We start from the raw sequence: 17882 nt of genomic DNA on the forward strand, positions 1-17882 counted from the left end.
GATCTGGTGATTCTAGCAAAGTGGTCACACCTGTTCCCATCTCGAACACAGAAGTTAAGCACTTTAGCGGCGACAATATCTAGCCCAGCGTTAGTGAAGATAGCTCATTGCCAGGTAATTCGACATCCATTTGGATGTCTTTTTTTTATGGGTTTGAATGCACTACTGAACTTGTGATTATGGTATAATATTTAACATGGTGATATTATGAAAAATTTAAAAGAATATAAAACAAATTCCGTCGATGAGACAATTCAGTGCGGAAAAACATTAACAGAAGCATTTACAAAAGGAGCGTTGATTGCTCTTGCTGGTGATTTAGGAGTAGGAAAAACTGCATTCACAAAAGGAATTGCATTAGGACTTGATATTACTGAAGCAGTAACGAGTCCGACTTTCACGCTTCTCAAAGAATACGAAGGACGTCTAAATTTAAAACATATTGATGCCTATCGATTGGAAGGTATAGACTCTGACTCTTTGGGTCTATTCGATCTTATTGATGAGGGGAATGTTGTGGTATTGGAATGGAGCAATTTTTTAGAAGACCTTGATTTTGCACCAGATTATATTGTGACAATTGACTATGTTACGGAAAATGAGCGTTTGATTAGAATTGAGGAACTTTCATGAATACATTAATTATTGATACATCACATACTTTGTTAGCTGTAGGATTGGTTATTGACGAGGTGTTAGTTTACAATTACCAAGAACAAGTTAATAAGTCTCACTCTGAGCAATTACTTCCAATTGTAGATGCAGCATTAAAAGCACATGGTATTAATCCTCTTGAGATTAGTAATGTAGTTTTAACTGTTGGACCAGGTAGCTATACTGGACTCAGAATAGGAATGACTTTTGTGAAGACCTTTGCAATTGCGAATCCAAATTTAAACGTCTATACCGTGAATACACTTGCAAGTCTAGTCGGTAATAAGTCTGGGTTTGCATTTATTGATGCCCGATCCAAGCGAACATTTGGTGCCTATGTGGATAATGGTGTTGTTCGTGATCAACGTGTCTATATGATTGACGAAGTAACTCAAATAAATGCGGAGTTGTATGGAGACTTAGACTTAATTGAAAATGACAAAGAAAAACGTTACGGTTCAATTTTGGAGAACATTGTTTCCATTAAGCAATTGTGGAAACCTGTAGCATCAATTGATACACTTGTTCCTGATTATCTCAAATGATACGCAGAGCAACACAGCGAGATTTAATTCAAATCGTTGGTATTGATGAAAAGGCACTTAACAATCACTGGTCGCTCCAGACCTATCATGATGCAATAAATAATGACAATTATTGGTTTTTTATTTCTGAAGAGAAAGCACTAATCAATGGTTTCGTAATTGTACTTAATCTTGATACGGAGGCGGAGATATTGCAGATTGCAGTTTTACCGCAGCAACAACGTCAAGGTATTGGTACTTTACTGCTAAACCACGTTGAACAAGAAATGCAGTATCGAGGTTCAATGTTTCTTGAAGTGGCTTCAAATAATGTCAGTGCGTGTGCACTGTACTCACATTTAGGTTTTGAAGATATCGCTGTTCGTCACAATTATTATGATGATGGTACGGCTGCACATATCTTAAGGAAGGATTTAAAATGAAAATATTAGCAATTGAATCAAGTTGTGATGAAACTTCAGCAGCTGTCGTTGAAAATGGTCAAGACGTATTAAGCAACGTTGTCTCAACACAAATAGATATACATAAACAATTTGGTGGTGTGTTTCCAGAAGTTGCATCCCGTCTACATGTTGAAAAAATAAACTTCGTAATAAAAGAGTCACTGGAAAAAGCTGATGTAACATTTGACGATATCGATGCTATTGCTGTTACTGAAGGTCCTGGTCTAGTAGGGTCATTGCATGTAGGTGTTACTGCTGCAAAATCGCTCGCATGGGCATTGGATAAACCGCTTATTCCTGTTCATCACATTGCCGGACATATTTATGCAAATAAACTTTCTGGTACTTTGGATTTTCCGTTATTATCACTCGTTGTTTCTGGTGGTCATACTGAATTAATTTATATGGAAAGTGATTATCATTTTGAAATTATTGGAAAAACTCAGGATGATGCGGTTGGGGAAGCCTATGATAAAGTAGCGCGTCTTCTTGGACTTTCATATCCGGGTGGTCCTGTTATCGATAAGATGGCTCAACAGGGTAAGGCAAACTATATCTTGCCCAAAGTAAAAACAGAAAATCCGCTAGACTTTTCTTTTAGTGGTCTTAAATCTGCAGTTCGTCAGTTGACCTTACGAGAAGAACGCAATGAACGTCCTGTTATCGTGGAAGATGTTGCGTATGCATTTCAACATGCTGCGGTAAATGAACTAGTGACACGAGTAAAATTAGCACTCGCATCGTATGATGTGAAAACACTTGCATTAGCAGGCGGTGTTGCTGCGAACTCTGAGGTTCGAAAACAAATGAATGAATTAAAAGATACTTATCCGGAACTTAACATTCTTCAACCACCTTTGTGGGCATGTATGGATCAAGCAGCAATGATAGGACTTGCTGCATTTACAGCATTTGAAAAAGGTGCGCGTGCAACTTGTGAATTAACAGCACAATCTAACAAACAACTCCAATCTTATTAATATTTTCACATTCTATCACTACTGACTTTGTGATATGATTTACACGGTGGTGATAACATGATTAATCAAATCAATTCAAATAATGTACCAAAAGCAACAATGCAGCGTTATCCAATATATCTTAAAGCGCTTCGAAAACTCTATAATATGGGTGTAGAACGTATTTTATCCCGAGAGTTGTCGTTGTTTGTTGATATCGAATCAACAACCATTCGACGTGACTTTTCCTTTATTGGATCTCTTGGAAAACAAGGATATGGCTATGACGTGAAGACGCTTATTGACACCTTTGATAACCTATTAGGGGTTAGCTTTGATGAGGAATTAATTCTTGTTGGAGCGGGGAATCTTGGGCGTGCAATCTTGAACTATAACCGATGGAATCATGTTGTCGGTGAAATTTCGTGTGCATTTGATATTGACCCAAACAAATTAGGTGAAGTATCGGATATTCCGATTTACCATATGAGTGAACTCGAAGAGCGGATTCCAAAAGGATGCCGCATTGCAATAGTAACTGTATCTAAAAATGTGCAAGAGACTATTGATCGTCTTGTAGATTTAGGAATCGTCGGGATTGTTGACTTTTCAAGTGAGCATATTCAAGTTCCTAAAGATGTTGTCGTAAAAACTGTTGATGTTGTTTCGACAATTCAGGAGCTAATCTTCCAAACAAATAATATTCGATAATAAGAGGTGTAGAATGATATCGTATTTAACAATTAGAGAAATATATGACTTAATGTCTTATGGATCAGACATCGAGATAGATGCCATCGAGTATGTGCAACTTCAAGGATGGATTCGTACCAATCGTAAAGGTAAAAATGTTGGTTTTATCGAATTGAATGATGGAACTTACTTTAAAAATGCCCAATGTGTTTATGCTGCTGAGATTTCCAACTATGATGAAATCGGTAAATACGGAACTGGAACTGCGATTACAGTTACAGGAAAGTTTAAGCGTACACCAGATGGTCGTCAGCCTTTTGAAATTGACGTTACTGAAGTAATTTTAGAAGGGGCTGCATCGTCAGACTACCCAATGCAAAAGAAACGTCATAGCTATGAATATTTACGAGAAATTGCGCACTTACGCACTCGTACTAATACCTTTATGGCTGTCTTTAGAGTACGTTCAGTATTATCCATGGCAATTCATGAATTCTTCCAAAACCAGGGATTCGTGTATGTTCATTCGCCAATTATTACTGGAAATGACGCTGAGGGTGCGGGTGAAGCTTTTGTAGTTACAACCCGTCACGATGATAAATATGAAGAAGACTTCTTTGGTAAAAAAGCGAGTCTAACAGTTTCAGGACAATTGCATGGTGAAGCATTTGCGCTTGCATTCCGCGACATCTATACATTTGGACCAACATTTAGAGCAGAAAAATCAAATACTGCACGTCATGCGAGTGAATTCTGGATGATTGAACCAGAGATTGCGTTTGCGGATCTAGAAGATAACATGAACTTAATTGAAGATCTTGTAAAATATACGATTGAGTATGTTTTAGAAAATGCTCCAGAGGAGATGAAATTCTTCAATGAACGTATTGATACAACGATTCTTGAGCGTCTCAATGGAATCGTAAATAGTGAATTTAAACGTATGCCATATACGGAAGCAATCGAAATCCTTGAAAAAGTAAATGACCGTTTCGAGTATAAAGTTGAATGGGGAAGTGACCTTCAGTCAGAACATGAACGCTACTTGAGTGAAGAAGTTGTTAAGGGTCCTGTATTCTTAACAGACTATCCGAAAGACATTAAATCATTCTACATGCGATTGAATGATGATGGAAAAACGGTAGCAGCATGTGACTTACTGGTCCCTTATGTTGGGGAGTTAGTTGGTGGATCACAACGTGAAGAACGATTGGATCTTCTTGAAGAGCGCATGGACGAGTTAAACATTCCAAAAGAACACTTACAGTGGTACTTAGATTTACGCCGTTATGGTGGCGTTAAACATGCAGGATTTGGAATCGGATTTGACCGTTTCCTAATGTACATTACCGGTATGCAAAACATTCGTGATGTTGTGCCATTCCCACGTACACCAAGAAATTTAGAATATTAAGCGTGAGGTTTCTATGGACTATAGATCAAACTATGTTCCGAAGACTAAAAAAGTGAACTACAAACTTGTAGTTCCTTTTCTGTTTGTATTGGCATTACTGATTGTTTATGGGATTAATGCATTGCGCCCTACACCTGTAGAGAATCAAGAACAATTCGCATTCTGCCGTATGACACCAGAAGAGTCACGGAGTGTGATTAAAAAGAATTTAACCGATAATGTGATTGAGTTCTCCGATTATGGCGTCTACGGGCAATCTTTGGGCTTATATGGAGCAGATTATCAAGTGACTACTGCAGACCCATTCAATGGACGTACGGTATTCCTAACTAACCTTTGCACGGGTACAGAACAAGTGTTCCTTATGGGTGCGGAGTTGGATGCAAAGATTCCAATGAACGCACTGGATCCCGGATTCTACATTATCGAAGTCAGTGTTGGGTTTGAACGTTCACGTCTTATTGCAGATGAAAAAATGGATGAAGTCTTTCATGCTACATCTCGTAGTGGAGAAGCACGAGAAGTACGCTTAATCGCAAACAAAAATTTATTTAATACAAATGAAGAAACAATTATGGATCAACACTATGCATTTTTAGATGTGAAAAATACGCAAATAGATGCGAATACTTATGACGTAGTACTTGACCCAAGTGGTCTTTATGACGATATGGGCATGATTCTACATGGTAGTGAGTTTAAGGATTTTGTTGAGTCAAAAGAAATGTACCGTATGGCGGAAGCTATTGAAGCACATCTGACCAGTGCCGGCTACAAAGTGAAAATCGTTCGTGAGAAAGATAAACCTCGCGATACTAATGATGTGAATGGCCGTCTCCATGCTGGTTATTTAGCGGATGCAAAATATTATGTGAACTTAACAATGTTGCAGCAACCATATCCTAAGGAAACAGGAGCATCAATTATATATTCAAGTCATGCAACAAGCCGTATGGCATCGACGATTGCGAAACAGCTTGAAGCACAAACTACACTCGAATTGTTTGACTATGGTTCTAATGAAGGAATCGTGCAAACATCCAAGGTAGAAGGTTATGATAATAACGCTAAAATTCGTGAAGCAGGCGGTCGTTTTACGGGTGCAGGCGTACTCGAAGAATTTAAAGAATGGAATATTTTTGCCAAAGACAGTAATCGTGGAATGCAAGGAACTGTTATTGAATTTGGCTACATCGAAGACACAAAGGCCTACACAACTTGGTTTGCAGAGTTTGATCAAATTGCGAAGGCTGTCGCGGATGGTATTGCCATTGAATTAGCAAGTTAGGTGAAAGTATGATCGTACAAGTTAGAAATGCTACAAAATCTTTTGGTTCGCAAGATCTATTTAAAGATCTCAATATGCTGATCAAAGAAAATGAAAAAGTAGCACTTATTGGTGCAAACGGTGTTGGTAAATCAACACTTTTTCACGTGTTGTCGGGAGAAATTACGTTGGATGAAGGGGATGTCTTTTGGAAGTCAGGTGTGCGCACAGGATTTCTCGAACAAATTCATGTAACCCAGGATAGTATTCTCGTTAAGGATTATTTTGATGAGGTCTTCCAAGATGTTTTCGAACTTCAAAACCGTCTGAATGAACTGGAACTGATCCTTCAGGAGGATCCAAGCGAGAAAAACTTAAAACAATTTGATCGGGTTCAACATGAATTCTTGCGTCGAGGCGGATATACCTACGAAACGGAAATCCATACAATTCTGACACAGTTTAATTTCTCAGTTGAAGATCTCAATCGTTCGTTAAGCACATTTTCAGGTGGTCAAGTAACGCGGTTGGCGTTTATCAGACTTCTTTTAAGTAAACCAGATATTCTCTTTTTAGATGAGCCAACAAACCATTTGGACATATCAACGATTGAATGGTTAGAAGGTTACTTGAATAAATACGATGGTGCAGTGGTTGTGGTATCTCATGACCGCTTGTTCCTTGATCGTGTATGTAATGTTGTTGTTGAAATCGATGATTATCAAGCGACACGATTTGAGTCGAACTATTCTGGATATCTCAAACAAAAAGAAGTCATGATTGAACGTCATAATGTTAAATATGAGAATCAACAACGCGAAATTGAGCGGCTTGAAAAATTAATTGAAAAGTTCCGATACAAACGAAGTAAAGCTGCATTTGCGCAGTCAAAAATTAAATATCTAGACCGCATGGATAAACTCGAAAAGAAAACTGAGTCGAAACGTGAATTTAAAGCAGATTTCAAAGCGCGTTTACGTGGTGGAAAAGATGTCTTGACTGCTAATGAACTTCAAGTTGGTTATGATAAACCGTTGTTAGAGTTTAGTGGTATCTTTAACCGTGGTAAGCGGTATGCCATTATTGGTAATAATGGAACTGGTAAATCAACATTGCTTAAAACTATCTCAGGTCGTATGGAACCATTAAGTGGAGAGGTTCTTTTGGGACATCAAATTGAAATGGGATACTTTGACCAACAATTGTTGGAGTTTAACATGAATAAAACGGTCCTTGAGGAGGTCTGGGATGGATTTCCGGAACTTGATCATACTGAAATTCGTACAGCTTTAGGACGATTCTTGTTTAAAGGAGAAGAAGTGTTTAAATCTGTGGGTGTTTTATCAGGGGGCGAGCGGGTTCGTTTGGCCCTAGTTAAGCTCATGTTGAAACAGGATAATCTTTTAATTCTTGATGAGCCGACAAACCACTTAGATATCCAAGGGAAAGAAGCATTAGAAAAGGCTTTAAGTGATTATGATGGGACGATGATTTTTGTATCCCATGACCGTTACTTTATCGAGAAGATGGCAACGGACACATATGTCATTAAAGATGGTGCGATAACACACACTGAAAAGAAAGTGACTGAAATTCTTGCGGAGTCGAAACAACAAGTTGATGAGCAAAAAGAAATCAATAAGCTTTCATATCAGAATATTAAAAAAATGAAGAATCGTATTAAAAAAATCGAGGAAGAACTTGTTGAGTTATCTGAAGATTTAGAAGTGCATCGCGAATTGCGTTTTGATCCCGACTATTATCACGACTTCGAAAAAATGGATGAACTTAATGCAGTAATTGACGGTATTCATAATGAAATCAAACACCTCGAAATTGAGTGGGCAGAGATTGCTGAGGCTTTAGAAGAGAGTAACAACGGATAGGGCTTGGTTAATTAGATTTTATTGTGTATAATGAGAATGGAAAAAAAAGGAGTAGGTATACTACTATATGGCTAAATGTTTAGTGGCTCAATCAGGTGGGCCAACATCAGTTATTAACGCAACCGTTGCGGGTGTCGTTAAAGCAAACCAATTAAACCCAGTCTATGACACAGTCTTAGGTGGTCTTCATGGAATCGAAGGAATTCTTGATGAACTATTTGTGGATCTTACACACATGAGTGAGGACGAAAACCGTGTGTTACGTCAATCACCTTCAAGTGCTTTAGGATCATGCCGTTACAAATTAAAGCGTGAAAACAAAGCAGATTTCGAAAAACTCTTCGCAATCCTTGAAAAACACGATATCCGTACAATGTTCTATACAGGTGGTAACGACTCAATGGATACAGTTGCTGCTCTTGATGAATATGCAAAAGCAAACGGAATCGAAGGTTTCCAATTTGTTGGATGTCCTAAAACAGTTGACAATGACTTAATGGTCATGGATCATGCTCCTGGATTTGCTTCAGCAGCTAAATTCATTGCAACAACAGCTTACCAAACATGGATGGACTCAACAGTCTATACGCGTCAAGATGTTTTCATTCTTGAAACAATGGGTCGCGATGCAGGTTGGTTAGCAGCGAGTGCATGTGTTTCAGGTATCGTTGATATGGTCGTTCTTCCAGAAGTACCATTCGATAAAGAAGCATTCTTAGCAACTGTTAAGAAACATGTTGATGCAAAAAACAAATGCTATATCGTTGTCAGTGAAGGGGTACGTTACGAAGACGGAACATACCTTGCAGCTGGAGAATCAAAAAATGATACATTCGGACATGCTGTTTTAGGTGGTTCAGGTCACGCATTACGTGAAATGATCCTTGAAGCAGGTGTATCAGAACGTGCTAAAGTTCAAGACTTAAGCAACGCACAACGTTCACATGCAAGTGAGCAATCAAAAGTTGACGTTGAAGAATCATTCAAACTTGGAATGTCAGCACACATGCGTTCAATCGATCCATCATTTACAGGACAAACTGTATATGTTAAACGTATTGAAGGCGAAACATACGACGTAGAATTCTTAGCAACTGCATCAAGCAATATTGCAAACCACGTACGTCACTTCCCAACAGAGTGGATCTTACCAGAATATGCTGGAATCACTCAAGAAGCTCATGATTACTTTGCACCACTCTTAGTAGGTCAACCAGAAATCATGCGTGATGAAAAAGGATTACCACGCCAAGTAAAACCTTACTACATGCGTTAATAAACCTTAAAGCCATTGCTTGTGAGCAATGGCTTTTTCTTTTGACAAAAAATTATTCATGATGAAAGCGTTTAGATGCACGATAACCGCTATATAAGTTGACTATATCGCATACAAGTGGTTTAATTTAGATGTACACGAAAAACACAATTCAATATTGATTTTTTGTGAAACGAGTTCTCAAAGTTACAAATTCAGGTTTTTGAATGGGAAGGGAATTTGTAAGAAATCTTGAGGTGCTTGATGGGTTTAATAACTTGTATACCAATTCAAAGTCTTCTTAGACACAAAAAAACCCACTCTTAAGTGGGTGAATTGTTTAATTGGCGGAGAAAGAGGGATTTGAACCCTCGCGAGCTATGAACTCCTATCGGTTTTCGAGACCGACCCCTTCAGCCTCTTGGGTATTTCTCCAACGTGATGATTATAGCAAAAATAATTATCAAATGGAATAATATTCTTGAAATTCAAAAAACTTAGGAGTATTATTGATTTTGTCTTTTTAAGGAGGGACAGTTTATGGATGATTACATTTTACAGATTCTTAAAGCGAATTCAGTAGCTAAAGACCAAGTGAAAGACACACTTGACTCTCATGCAGATGGGCTAGAAGCAATCAAAGAAATGAAACAAAAAATTGATCAAGAATTGGAAACATATTTAGCAACAGAAACTGAGTCTATCTTAAACGAAACAGATTCATACCGTGCATCGATGAAACCCAAATACGATCAAGAATATCAAGAGCGTGTCTCAAACCTTGTTGATCGATTTAATGGTGCCAAATCCGAATGGTACTCAAAGCTGTATGAAAGGATAACCCTTCCAGATGGCAAGTGATTATGCAATGGCTGCGAAGGCACGTTCTTTGTTTTCTCAACATTTAACGGCTGAGCAATATCGTATAATGACAAACTATAAAGATGTCCCAAGTATTGCAGCATATCTAAAAAATGATACGCGCTATGCACAGGTATTGGATGGCATCAACGAATCGTCGATTCACCGTGAGGTTTTGGAACAAAAAGTTCGTATCATGGGACAGGTTGAGTTTGTTAAGTTAATGCATTACGTGAAAGTTAATCGGGTAAATTTCTTTTCCTACTATACAAAGCGTCGTGAGATTGAACAAATTTTATTTGTTTTACACTCGATTGAATCGGGTGTTGATCATCATGTGAATTATTACATTGATGATATTAATGAAATGTTGTCGTTTGACGTACATAAGTTAGCAGAGTTAAAAAGCTTCTCTGCATTGCATGATTTTTTAGAACTTACAGATTATCGAGGTGTCTTGACGGGACTTCTTGATGAAAATGTTGATATTGGGAAATGTGAATATGAACTGAATGCTTATTACCAAGATTTCTTTAAGAAACTAATTCAAAAAGAACCAAGTAATAAAGATATTCAAGATGCCTTCAATCTTGAAATTGAATTGAAAACAATTGGCTATGTGTACCGTCTCAAAAAGTATTATGATACGCCTGCCGAAGATATCCTTGCAATGATCCATTATGAACCATACCTCATCCCTGTTGCGCGTATGGAAAAATGGATTCGTACCATGAATGCAGAAGAGTTCTTAGATGCTTTTCATAAGTCACCTTATGGTAAATACGTCGAAGCCCCAGAAGAAGTCAATATTGAATTGCATCTCAACAATATTCGTAAGTTAATTGCGCAACACTATTTGCGGTTTACAACGAATACGAATTTAACCATGCTTTCATATATGACATTACTAAGCTTTGAAATTGATAATATAATTGATGTCATCGAAGGTGTTCGATATCAAATGAATTCCGAGGAAATTATGAAGTTGCTTACGAAGTAGGAGGTGTTTCTGTGGCAATTGAAAAGATGCGTTTGGTGTTAACCGTGACGACGCCAGACAATGTCTTGAATATGATAAGTGCGATAAAAGAGTATGAGCATTTCCATCCCGAATTGTCGACGGATGTTATGACAAACGATGATGGTGGTGAGCCGTATGTGGCAGATCATATCTATGAAGCTTATTTATCAAGGATTGAGCATTTAATACACGAATATGATATTCATATCAAACCAACATATGTAAAAGATATGGATTTAGAAACTGTTGAAAAAAATATTGCAGCTGCGGAGGCGGTATGTGATAAGAACGTGGCGATTGCAACGACTATTTCAACATTACACAAAGATGATAAGATTGCGTTGGAGAACTTGCAGTCTTATCCACTTGATGAATTGGATGAAGGTTTCATTACATTTAAATTTGGACGGATGCCGCTTAATTCGTTTCAAAAGTTAACCTTGTATCATAGCGAAGAATTTGTGTTTACAGAATTACATCGTAATAAGCACAATGCGTGGATTATCTATGTATGTCTTAAATCAAAAGAGGAGCATTTTGCTGAGTTCTTTGAGTCAATGTATTTTGAACCTATAACGATTCCAGAATCACGTGAGAAAACACTTGCATTTGATTTTGCAGGGCTTCTTAACGAAACCTATGGCTACGTTAAAGAACAAGCAGAACGTGAAGCTTTCTATAAATATATTTCGGTTTACAACGGTCAAACAACAATGACTGGTTTTGTATCTGAAGGAAACTTGGAAGCGTTTGATCAATTATTCGATGATCGGGTTAAAACGTATGACTTCCCACCAGAAATCCAAAAAGAAATTCTGGCGCCAACAGCATTAAAGAATAATTGGTTCTCATACCCTTTTGAAATGCTTGTTGAAATGTATGGACTTCCAAAATATGGAGAATATGATCCAACGCGTTACTTTGCGATTACGTACTCCCTATTATTCGGAATGATGTTTGGAGATGTTGGACAAGGACTCGTAATTGTCTTGGTCGGATATTTGCTTGCTAAGAAAAAAGATATGATGTTAGGACGCATTATGTTCCGCTTGGGATTCTTCTCAATGTTCTTTGGGATAATTTATGGTTCAGTGTTTGGAAATGAAGAATTGCTGACGCCGTTCTTAAAACCCTTGGGTCTTCCGATTCATGTTGCGAGTCCAGACTTTACAAGTAACCTCTTGATTTCTACAGTTGGAATCGGAGTTGTCCTGATTCTTGGATCGATATTGATAAATATTATTGTGTCGTTGAAGCACAAACGCTATACCCGAGCTTTATTCTCGCAAAATGGACTTGCAGGACTAATGTTCTATGGGTTTATGATGGCTTGGATTGTAACAATGACATTGGGATATTCAATTATGAACCCCCTCACAATTATTGTGTTTATTGTTGTTCCACTCTTATCAATACTCTTCCACGAACCTTTATCAAATCTAATTGCAAAAATGAAGGTTACACCGCAAGAGGGTTGGGGTGGTTATATAGTGGAAGGCTTCTTTGAATTGTTTGAAGTTTTACTTGGATTTGTGACCAATACATTGTCGTTCTTACGTGTCGGTGGGTTTATCCTTAGTCACGCAGGGATGATGAGTGTCGTTATGGTTTTAAAAGATATGTCAGGTGGTGCAGGATTTATCGTCTTTATTATCGGTAATATCATTGTCATCGGGCTTGAGGGTCTAATCGTAGGGATCCAGACATTACGTCTACAATACTACGAAATGTTTAGTCGTTATTATGATGGTGGCGGTAAGCCGTTTAAGCCAGTTAACTAAGGAGGAATATGACGATGTTAAGTTTATTAGAAATTATTTTACCACTAGTGTTAATCGCGGTAATTACGTTACCACTCATTCCAGTATTTAGAGGAAAAGTTGATGTTCGTAATGCAAAATTTAGAGTTTATATGCAAGTATCAATGTTCTTTGTTGCATTGATTGGAACAGTATTAATTACTGGTGCTACCTATGCTGCGGAAGAAGTTGCAACAGGGTTCCAAGGAAGTTTTGGACAAGGTATGGGATTCATTGCTGCTTCTATTGCTGTTAGTGCTTCAGTATTGGGTGCGGGTTATGCCGTAGGTCAAGCTGCTCCTGCTGCTATCGGTGCGATCTCAGAAAACTCAGAAAACTTTGGTAAAGCAATGATCTTCGTTGCGCTTGCTGAAGGGGTTGCTATTTACGGACTTCTAATCGCTATCCAAATTATTGCTAAATTATGAAAATGTTTCTTATCAGCGACAATATTGATACTCAAATGGGATTACGTCTTGCGGGTATTGAAGGAATCGTTGTTCATGAAGCAGATGAACTTAAGGAAGCCATTCAAGACGTCTTGCAAGATGACACCATTGGTGTCTTATTGTTAACAACAAAACTTTTCGACTTGGATCGTGAGCATATATTAGATTTGAAATTGACTCTGAAACAACCATTAATTGTTGAAATCAGTGACCGTCACAAGTCCCATGAAGTTCAAGCAATGATTGATGAGACAATTTCTAAAATCGTTGGAAAGGTGGTTTAAATGGAGAATATTAAAGCAAAAGTTACTCAAGATATCGTTGATTCGATTATTGAAGATGTAAAGCGTGAAACAAATGACATTAATTCTCATTTTGATAAACGCCTACAACAAGAAGTGGATGAATACCGAGAAAAAAAAGAAAGTATTATTAATACAAAACTCGAAACACTGCGCGACAAAGCCGATCGTGAACGATTTAAACTCGAATCAGAAATGCGCTTTGAAGTTGCGAAAGCATTGCGTGAGAAACGCAATGCATTACTGGCACAGTTTGAGAAAGAACTCAAAGATGATCTTGCTCGATTCATACAAAGTGACGGGTATGTTGCGTATTTAAACGGAACCCTTGACTACTTAGAATCGCGTATTGATTTAACGCGTGCCAAAATTTTAGTTCGTAAACAAGATTATGAACTCTTAAATCGTAAAGTTCATGCAGAATATGCTGATTTAAAAATGGGTGGACTGATGTGTGAATTTGAAAATAGTATTCTTGATTTCTCATTAGAAACGCGGTTTAAAAATGCAATGACAGAATTTATCAATGAAAGTAAAGTAAACATTTAGGAGGCGTCAATATGAGTACAGTATATTGGATAAATGGTCCAATTATTAAAAGTCGTGATGTTGACAACTTCGTAATGTCAGAAATGGTTTACGTTGGTAATAGTCACATTATGGGTGAGGTCATCGGAATTGATTCTGAGTACGTCACCATCCAAGTTTATGAATCAACAACATCAATGCGTGTGGGTGAAAGCATTACGCATACTGGGAAACCGTTGAGTGTTGAACTTGGTCCAGGTTTATTAGGAAATATTTATGATGGGATTGGCCGTCCATTAAAAGGTTTATCAGAAAAATACGGATCTTATTTGGAAGTGGGTCAAAGTATGCGAACACTTCCAGACTCAAAAAAATGGAATGTTACATACAAGGTTGCGAAAGGCGATTTTGTTAAACGTGGCCAAGTTTATGCGATTTTCCAAGAAACAGGTTCCATAGAACACCGTTTAATGGCAACACATGAAGGAATTGTTTCCATTGACCCTGTTGATGGTCCATACGGGCTTGATGACGTTGTCTTACACTATGAAGATGGAACAACACTCTCAATGTCCGTACATTGGCCAATTCGCCACGAACGTCCTGTGACAAGCCGTATCGATGCTAAAGAGCCACTTATTACGGGGCAACGTGTTATTGATACGTTGTTCCCAATTGTTAAAGGTGGAAGTGCCGCAATTCCTGGTGGCTTCGGTGCTGGAAAAACAATGCTCCAGCATCAACTTGCAAAATGGTGTGATGCAGACATCATTGTTTATATTGGTTGTGGTGAACGTGGTAACGAAATGGCACAAGTTCTTGAAGAGTTCTCCGAATTGGTGGACCCTAAGACAGGCCGTACAATGCTTGAACGGACTATCTTAATTGCGAATACATCAAACATGCCTGTCGCTGCACGTGAAGCGTCAATTTATACCGGAATCACATTTGCTGAGTACTATCGGGATATGGGGTATCATGTTGCCTTAATGGCAGACTCAACGTCTCGTTGGGCCGAAGCTTTACGTGAACTTTCAGGTCGATTGGAAGAAATGCCTGCGGAGGAAGGATTCCCAGCATATCTTGCATCACGATTAGCACAATTCTATGAACGAAGTTCTTTTGTAAACACATTAAATGGGGATATTGGTTCAATTAGTATTGTTGGTGCAATTTCACCTCAAGGTGCCGACTTCTCTGAACCGGTAACTCAAAACACCCAACGATTTATTGGAAGTTTCTGGGCATTGGATAAATCATTGGCGTATATTCGCCATTTCCCATCCATTAACTACACCCAAAGCTATTCCGAATATTTAGTCCAATTACAAGATTGGTATACCGTAAACATAGCTGAAGATTATTTGGATCTTCGCCAAATGGTTTTATCCGTTCTTAATGAAGAAACAAGTTTAATGGAAATTGTTAAATTGATTGGGCAAGATGTTCTTGCAGACCGTCAAAAACTCGTCTTGGAAATTGCACGAGTCATTCGTGTTGGATATCTTCAACAAAATGCTTTCCATAAGTTTGATAGTTCAGTATCGTTGCAAAAACAATATGAAATGCTCAAATTAATTAAGTATGTTTTTGATCAAAGTCAAAAATTACTGGATCAAAAGAAAACGATGAATGCGATTATCGAAACACGTATCTTTGAAGAAATCATTGGTCTAAAGTATGTAATCGATGAGGATTTATCACAGTTTAAAGCTTATTATGACAAAGTTGATGCAGCACTTGCATCGATAGAATAGGAGGACATTCATGAGTATCTATTTTAAAGGATTATCAAGTATCAATGGTCCTCTTGTTGCAATAGAGGGTGTTGAAACAGCATCATACGATGAACTTGTTGAGTTAATTGATGAAAATGACCACACACGTCTAGGACGTATCATTGAAATTCAGGGAGACCGTGCCCTCATCCAAGTCTTTGAAAGTACCGAAGGACTCTCAAAAAATAATGTTGTTTCAAAATTAACGGGCCGCCCGATTGAGATTGGGTTATCTGAAGAAATTCTTGGTCGTTCTTTCAACGGATCTGGTGCTCCGATTGATGGGCTTGGTCCGGTCTTTATCGACAAACATGCTGATATTAATGGCCGTGTTATCAACCCAGTCGCACGAACATATCCTCGTAACTTCATCAATACTGGAATCAGTGCGATAGACGGACTTAATACCTTGATTCGTGGTCAAAAATTACCAATCTTCTCGGGAAGTGGTTTATCCCATAATGAACTTGCGGCACAAATTGTGCGTCAAGCGAAATTACATGGGGATTCTGGTGAAGACTTTGCGATTGTCTTTGCGGCAATGGGTGTTAAGCATGATGTTGCGGCTTTCTTTAAACAAACATTTTTAGATCATGGGGTTATGGATCACGTTACGATGTTCCTCAACCTCGCCAATGATCCAATTATTGAAAGAATTCTCACGCCACGTTTTGCATTAACGGCTGCTGAATACCTAGCATTTGAAAAGAACAAACATATCCTTGTTGTTATGACTGATATTACTTCGTATTGTGAGGCACTTCGTGAATATAGTTCCTCTAAAGAAGAAGTTCCAGGTCGTAAAGGATATCCAGGATACCTCTACTCCGACCTTGCATCGATGTATGAACGTGCTGGATGTATCGAAGGAAGTACTGGATCTTTAACACAAATTCCAATTCTCACGATGCCAAATGATGATATTTCACATCCAATTCCAGACTGTACGGGATACATTACTGAGGGTCAAATTGTATTGGATCGAGGTATGACCCAACAAGGTATCTACCCACCAATTAATGTGTTACCATCATTATCACGCTTGATGAAGGATGGTATCGGTGAAGGATTGACGCGAAAAGACCATTCCAGTGTTTCCGCACAATTGTTTGCAGCCTATGCGAAAGTAATTGATGTTCGTAACCTTGCGTCTGTCATTGGACTGGATGAACTTTCACGACATGATCAACGCTATCTTGGGTTTGGTCGACTCTTCGAACATTTCTTTGTAGGTCAAGGTGGAAATAGTAACCGACCAATCACCGAAACTTTAGATATTGGTTGGCATCTTTTATCACTGTTGCCAAAATACGACTTAGATCGTCTTGATGCAGAGACACTTGAGGCGTTCTACAATAATCAAGAAGCCATCAACTATTTCAAGGTTAATAGCCCAACTGTGATTGATGATAGCCTTCTTGAAGGCAATAACTAGTGTTAATTACCAAAGGTAACTTACTCGCAAGCAAAGAATCACTTCGATTAGCGAATTTGGGCTATGAGCTAATGGATCGAAAACGTATCATTCTCATGCAAGAACTTTCAAAAATGATGGATGATGTTAAAGATTTACGTGAAGTGATTGATAATGCATACGAAGAAGCATATATTGCACTTCAAAAAGCCAACGTAAGTTATGGGGTTATTGATCGCATTGCGCAATTAATGCCTGTCGAAGAAGATATAAAAATCGTCTATCGTTCGGTAATGGGAATTGAAATTCCCAAAGTATCACTGGAAGATAAACCATTAGAAATCCCATTTTCTCTTGGAATTACCAATTCAAAATTAGATGATGTCTACCTAAAAATGCGGGCCGTAAAATATTACACCGTGAAATTAGCAGAACTTGATAATGGCATGTATCGATTGGCTAAAGCCATCGAAAAGAGTCGTAAACGAGCGAATGCTCTGGATCGTGTTGTTATTCCGAATCTTGAGCGAGACATTAAAACAATTTCAGAAGCCCTTGAAGAAAAAGAGCGTGAGGAATTCCTGCGCATGAAGATGGTAAAAAAACTCTAGCAG

The 17882-nt window shown here is 38.2% G+C and carries 18 protein-coding genes, 1 tRNA gene and 1 rRNA gene; 19 read left to right on the forward strand and 1 reads right to left on the reverse strand.

Going from position 1 to position 17882, the window contains the following annotated elements:
• Window positions 1-2 precede the first annotated feature (2 nt).
• From rrf to GVV19_RS09595, 10 genes are all read left to right on the forward strand, one after another.
• Window positions 3-116: ribosomal RNA gene (gene rrf / locus GVV19_RS09550) — 5S ribosomal RNA — on the forward strand.
• 91 nt (window positions 117-207) lie between these two features.
• A complete protein-coding gene (tsaE, locus tag GVV19_RS09555) occupies window positions 208-633 on the forward strand; it encodes a tRNA (adenosine(37)-N6)-threonylcarbamoyltransferase complex ATPase subunit type 1 TsaE (protein ID WP_159641456.1) in 426 nt (141 codons plus the stop codon).
• Complete coding sequence (gene tsaB / locus GVV19_RS09560; protein WP_159647257.1) at window positions 630-1199, forward strand: tRNA (adenosine(37)-N6)-threonylcarbamoyltransferase complex dimerization subunit type 1 TsaB; 570 nt, start codon at window positions 630-632, stop codon at window positions 1197-1199. The genes tsaE and tsaB overlap by 4 nt, the downstream gene beginning before the upstream one ends.
• Window positions 1196-1621 carry a ribosomal protein S18-alanine N-acetyltransferase gene (rimI, locus tag GVV19_RS09565; protein WP_159647259.1) on the forward strand — a complete coding sequence of 142 codons (426 nt, stop codon included), beginning with the start codon at window positions 1196-1198 and terminating at the stop codon, window positions 1619-1621. The genes tsaB and rimI overlap by 4 nt, the downstream gene beginning before the upstream one ends.
• Window positions 1618-2622 carry a tRNA (adenosine(37)-N6)-threonylcarbamoyltransferase complex transferase subunit TsaD gene (gene tsaD, locus GVV19_RS09570; protein WP_159647261.1) on the forward strand — a complete coding sequence of 335 codons (1005 nt, stop codon included), beginning with the start codon at window positions 1618-1620 and terminating at the stop codon, window positions 2620-2622. The genes rimI and tsaD overlap by 4 nt, the downstream gene beginning before the upstream one ends.
• 57 nt (window positions 2623-2679) lie before the next feature.
• Window positions 2680-3312 (forward strand): redox-sensing transcriptional repressor Rex, encoded by a 633-nt coding sequence (locus GVV19_RS09575; RefSeq protein ID WP_159638018.1) that lies wholly within the window; start codon window positions 2680-2682, stop codon window positions 3310-3312.
• A gap of 13 nt (window positions 3313-3325) precedes the next feature.
• Window positions 3326-4708 (forward strand): asparagine--tRNA ligase, encoded by a 1383-nt coding sequence (gene asnS, locus GVV19_RS09580; protein ID WP_159641460.1) that lies wholly within the window; start codon window positions 3326-3328, stop codon window positions 4706-4708.
• 13 nt (window positions 4709-4721) lie between these two features.
• Window positions 4722-5996 (forward strand): N-acetylmuramoyl-L-alanine amidase, encoded by a 1275-nt coding sequence (locus tag GVV19_RS09585; RefSeq protein ID WP_159641461.1) that lies wholly within the window; start codon window positions 4722-4724, stop codon window positions 5994-5996.
• Window positions 5997-6004: 8 nt separating this feature from the next.
• Entirely contained in the window at window positions 6005-7861 is a 1857-nt protein-coding gene (locus GVV19_RS09590; RefSeq protein WP_159647263.1) for an ABC-F family ATP-binding cassette domain-containing protein, read from the forward strand.
• A gap of 67 nt (window positions 7862-7928) precedes the next feature.
• Window positions 7929-9137 (forward strand): diphosphate--fructose-6-phosphate 1-phosphotransferase, encoded by a 1209-nt coding sequence (locus GVV19_RS09595; protein ID WP_159641463.1) that lies wholly within the window; start codon window positions 7929-7931, stop codon window positions 9135-9137.
• Window positions 9138-9461: 324 nt separating this feature from the next.
• On the opposite strand, the gene GVV19_RS09600 is transcribed toward GVV19_RS09595, so the two are convergent.
• Window positions 9462-9551: transfer RNA gene (locus tag GVV19_RS09600), tRNA-Ser, on the reverse strand.
• 105 nt (window positions 9552-9656) lie between these two features.
• Here GVV19_RS09600 and GVV19_RS09605 point away from each other — a divergent pair.
• The 9 genes from GVV19_RS09605 to GVV19_RS09645 are packed head-to-tail and all read left to right on the forward strand — an operon-like array spanning window position 9657 to window position 17879.
• Entirely contained in the window at window positions 9657-9977 is a 321-nt protein-coding gene (locus tag GVV19_RS09605; protein ID WP_159638007.1) for a hypothetical protein, read from the forward strand.
• The gene (locus tag GVV19_RS09610; protein ID WP_159641464.1) at window positions 9967-10977 is read left to right on the forward strand and encodes a V-type ATPase subunit; all 1011 of its coding nucleotides are present in this window, start codon (window positions 9967-9969) and stop codon (window positions 10975-10977) included. The genes GVV19_RS09605 and GVV19_RS09610 overlap by 11 nt, the downstream gene beginning before the upstream one ends.
• Window positions 10978-10988: 11 nt before the next feature.
• Entirely contained in the window at window positions 10989-12779 is a 1791-nt protein-coding gene (locus tag GVV19_RS09615) for a V-type ATP synthase subunit I (protein WP_159647265.1), read from the forward strand.
• 14 nt (window positions 12780-12793) lie between these two features.
• The gene (locus tag GVV19_RS09620; RefSeq protein WP_159638001.1) at window positions 12794-13225 is read left to right on the forward strand and encodes an ATP synthase subunit C; all 432 of its coding nucleotides are present in this window, start codon (window positions 12794-12796) and stop codon (window positions 13223-13225) included.
• Window positions 13222-13530, forward strand: coding sequence for a V-type ATP synthase subunit F (locus tag GVV19_RS09625; protein ID WP_159647267.1), 309 nt, complete (start codon window positions 13222-13224; stop codon window positions 13528-13530). The genes GVV19_RS09620 and GVV19_RS09625 overlap by 4 nt, the downstream gene beginning before the upstream one ends.
• Window positions 13531-14097: a hypothetical protein gene (locus GVV19_RS09630; RefSeq protein ID WP_159647269.1), complete on the forward strand. Its 567-nt coding sequence runs from the start codon at window positions 13531-13533 to the stop codon at window positions 14095-14097. It begins immediately after the preceding gene.
• Between the two features lie 11 nt (window positions 14098-14108).
• Window positions 14109-15833 carry a V-type ATP synthase subunit A gene (locus GVV19_RS09635; protein ID WP_159637995.1) on the forward strand — a complete coding sequence of 575 codons (1725 nt, stop codon included), beginning with the start codon at window positions 14109-14111 and terminating at the stop codon, window positions 15831-15833.
• A gap of 10 nt (window positions 15834-15843) precedes the next feature.
• Window positions 15844-17289 (forward strand): V-type ATP synthase subunit B, encoded by a 1446-nt coding sequence (locus GVV19_RS09640; protein ID WP_159637993.1) that lies wholly within the window; start codon window positions 15844-15846, stop codon window positions 17287-17289.
• The gene (locus GVV19_RS09645; protein ID WP_159637991.1) at window positions 17289-17879 is read left to right on the forward strand and encodes a V-type ATP synthase subunit D; all 591 of its coding nucleotides are present in this window, start codon (window positions 17289-17291) and stop codon (window positions 17877-17879) included. The genes GVV19_RS09640 and GVV19_RS09645 overlap by 1 nt, the downstream gene beginning before the upstream one ends.
• The last annotated feature ends 3 nt before the right edge of the window (window positions 17880-17882 follow it).

Origin of the sequence: Erysipelothrix anatis, from assembly GCF_009828745.1 — a bacterium.
GTDB lineage: Bacteria > Bacillota_I > Bacilli_A > Erysipelotrichales > Erysipelotrichaceae > Erysipelothrix > Erysipelothrix anatis.

Excerpts from the sequence above, each read along its gene's own strand:
- tsaE (WP_159641456.1), top strand. The coding sequence starts at position 208 with ATGAAAAATTTAAAAGAATATAAAACAAATTCCGTCGATGAGACAATT.
- tsaB (WP_159647257.1), top strand. The coding sequence starts at position 630 with ATGAATACATTAATTATTGATACATCACATACTTTGTTAGCTGTAGGA.
- rimI (WP_159647259.1), top strand. The coding sequence starts at position 1,196 with ATGATACGCAGAGCAACACAGCGAGATTTAATTCAAATCGTTGGTATT.
- tsaD (WP_159647261.1), top strand. The coding sequence starts at position 1,618 with ATGAAAATATTAGCAATTGAATCAAGTTGTGATGAAACTTCAGCAGCT.
- GVV19_RS09575 (WP_159638018.1), top strand. The coding sequence starts at position 2,680 with ATGATTAATCAAATCAATTCAAATAATGTACCAAAAGCAACAATGCAG.
- asnS (WP_159641460.1), top strand. The coding sequence starts at position 3,326 with ATGATATCGTATTTAACAATTAGAGAAATATATGACTTAATGTCTTAT.
- GVV19_RS09585 (WP_159641461.1), top strand. The coding sequence starts at position 4,722 with ATGGACTATAGATCAAACTATGTTCCGAAGACTAAAAAAGTGAACTAC.
- GVV19_RS09590 (WP_159647263.1), top strand. The coding sequence starts at position 6,005 with ATGATCGTACAAGTTAGAAATGCTACAAAATCTTTTGGTTCGCAAGAT.
- GVV19_RS09595 (WP_159641463.1), top strand. The coding sequence starts at position 7,929 with ATGGCTAAATGTTTAGTGGCTCAATCAGGTGGGCCAACATCAGTTATT.
- GVV19_RS09605 (WP_159638007.1), top strand. The coding sequence starts at position 9,657 with ATGGATGATTACATTTTACAGATTCTTAAAGCGAATTCAGTAGCTAAA.
- GVV19_RS09610 (WP_159641464.1), top strand. The coding sequence starts at position 9,967 with ATGGCAAGTGATTATGCAATGGCTGCGAAGGCACGTTCTTTGTTTTCT.
- GVV19_RS09620 (WP_159638001.1), top strand. The coding sequence starts at position 12,794 with ATGTTAAGTTTATTAGAAATTATTTTACCACTAGTGTTAATCGCGGTA.
- GVV19_RS09625 (WP_159647267.1), top strand. The coding sequence starts at position 13,222 with ATGAAAATGTTTCTTATCAGCGACAATATTGATACTCAAATGGGATTA.
- GVV19_RS09630 (WP_159647269.1), top strand. The coding sequence starts at position 13,531 with ATGGAGAATATTAAAGCAAAAGTTACTCAAGATATCGTTGATTCGATT.
- GVV19_RS09635 (WP_159637995.1), top strand. The coding sequence starts at position 14,109 with ATGAGTACAGTATATTGGATAAATGGTCCAATTATTAAAAGTCGTGAT.
- GVV19_RS09640 (WP_159637993.1), top strand. The coding sequence starts at position 15,844 with ATGAGTATCTATTTTAAAGGATTATCAAGTATCAATGGTCCTCTTGTT.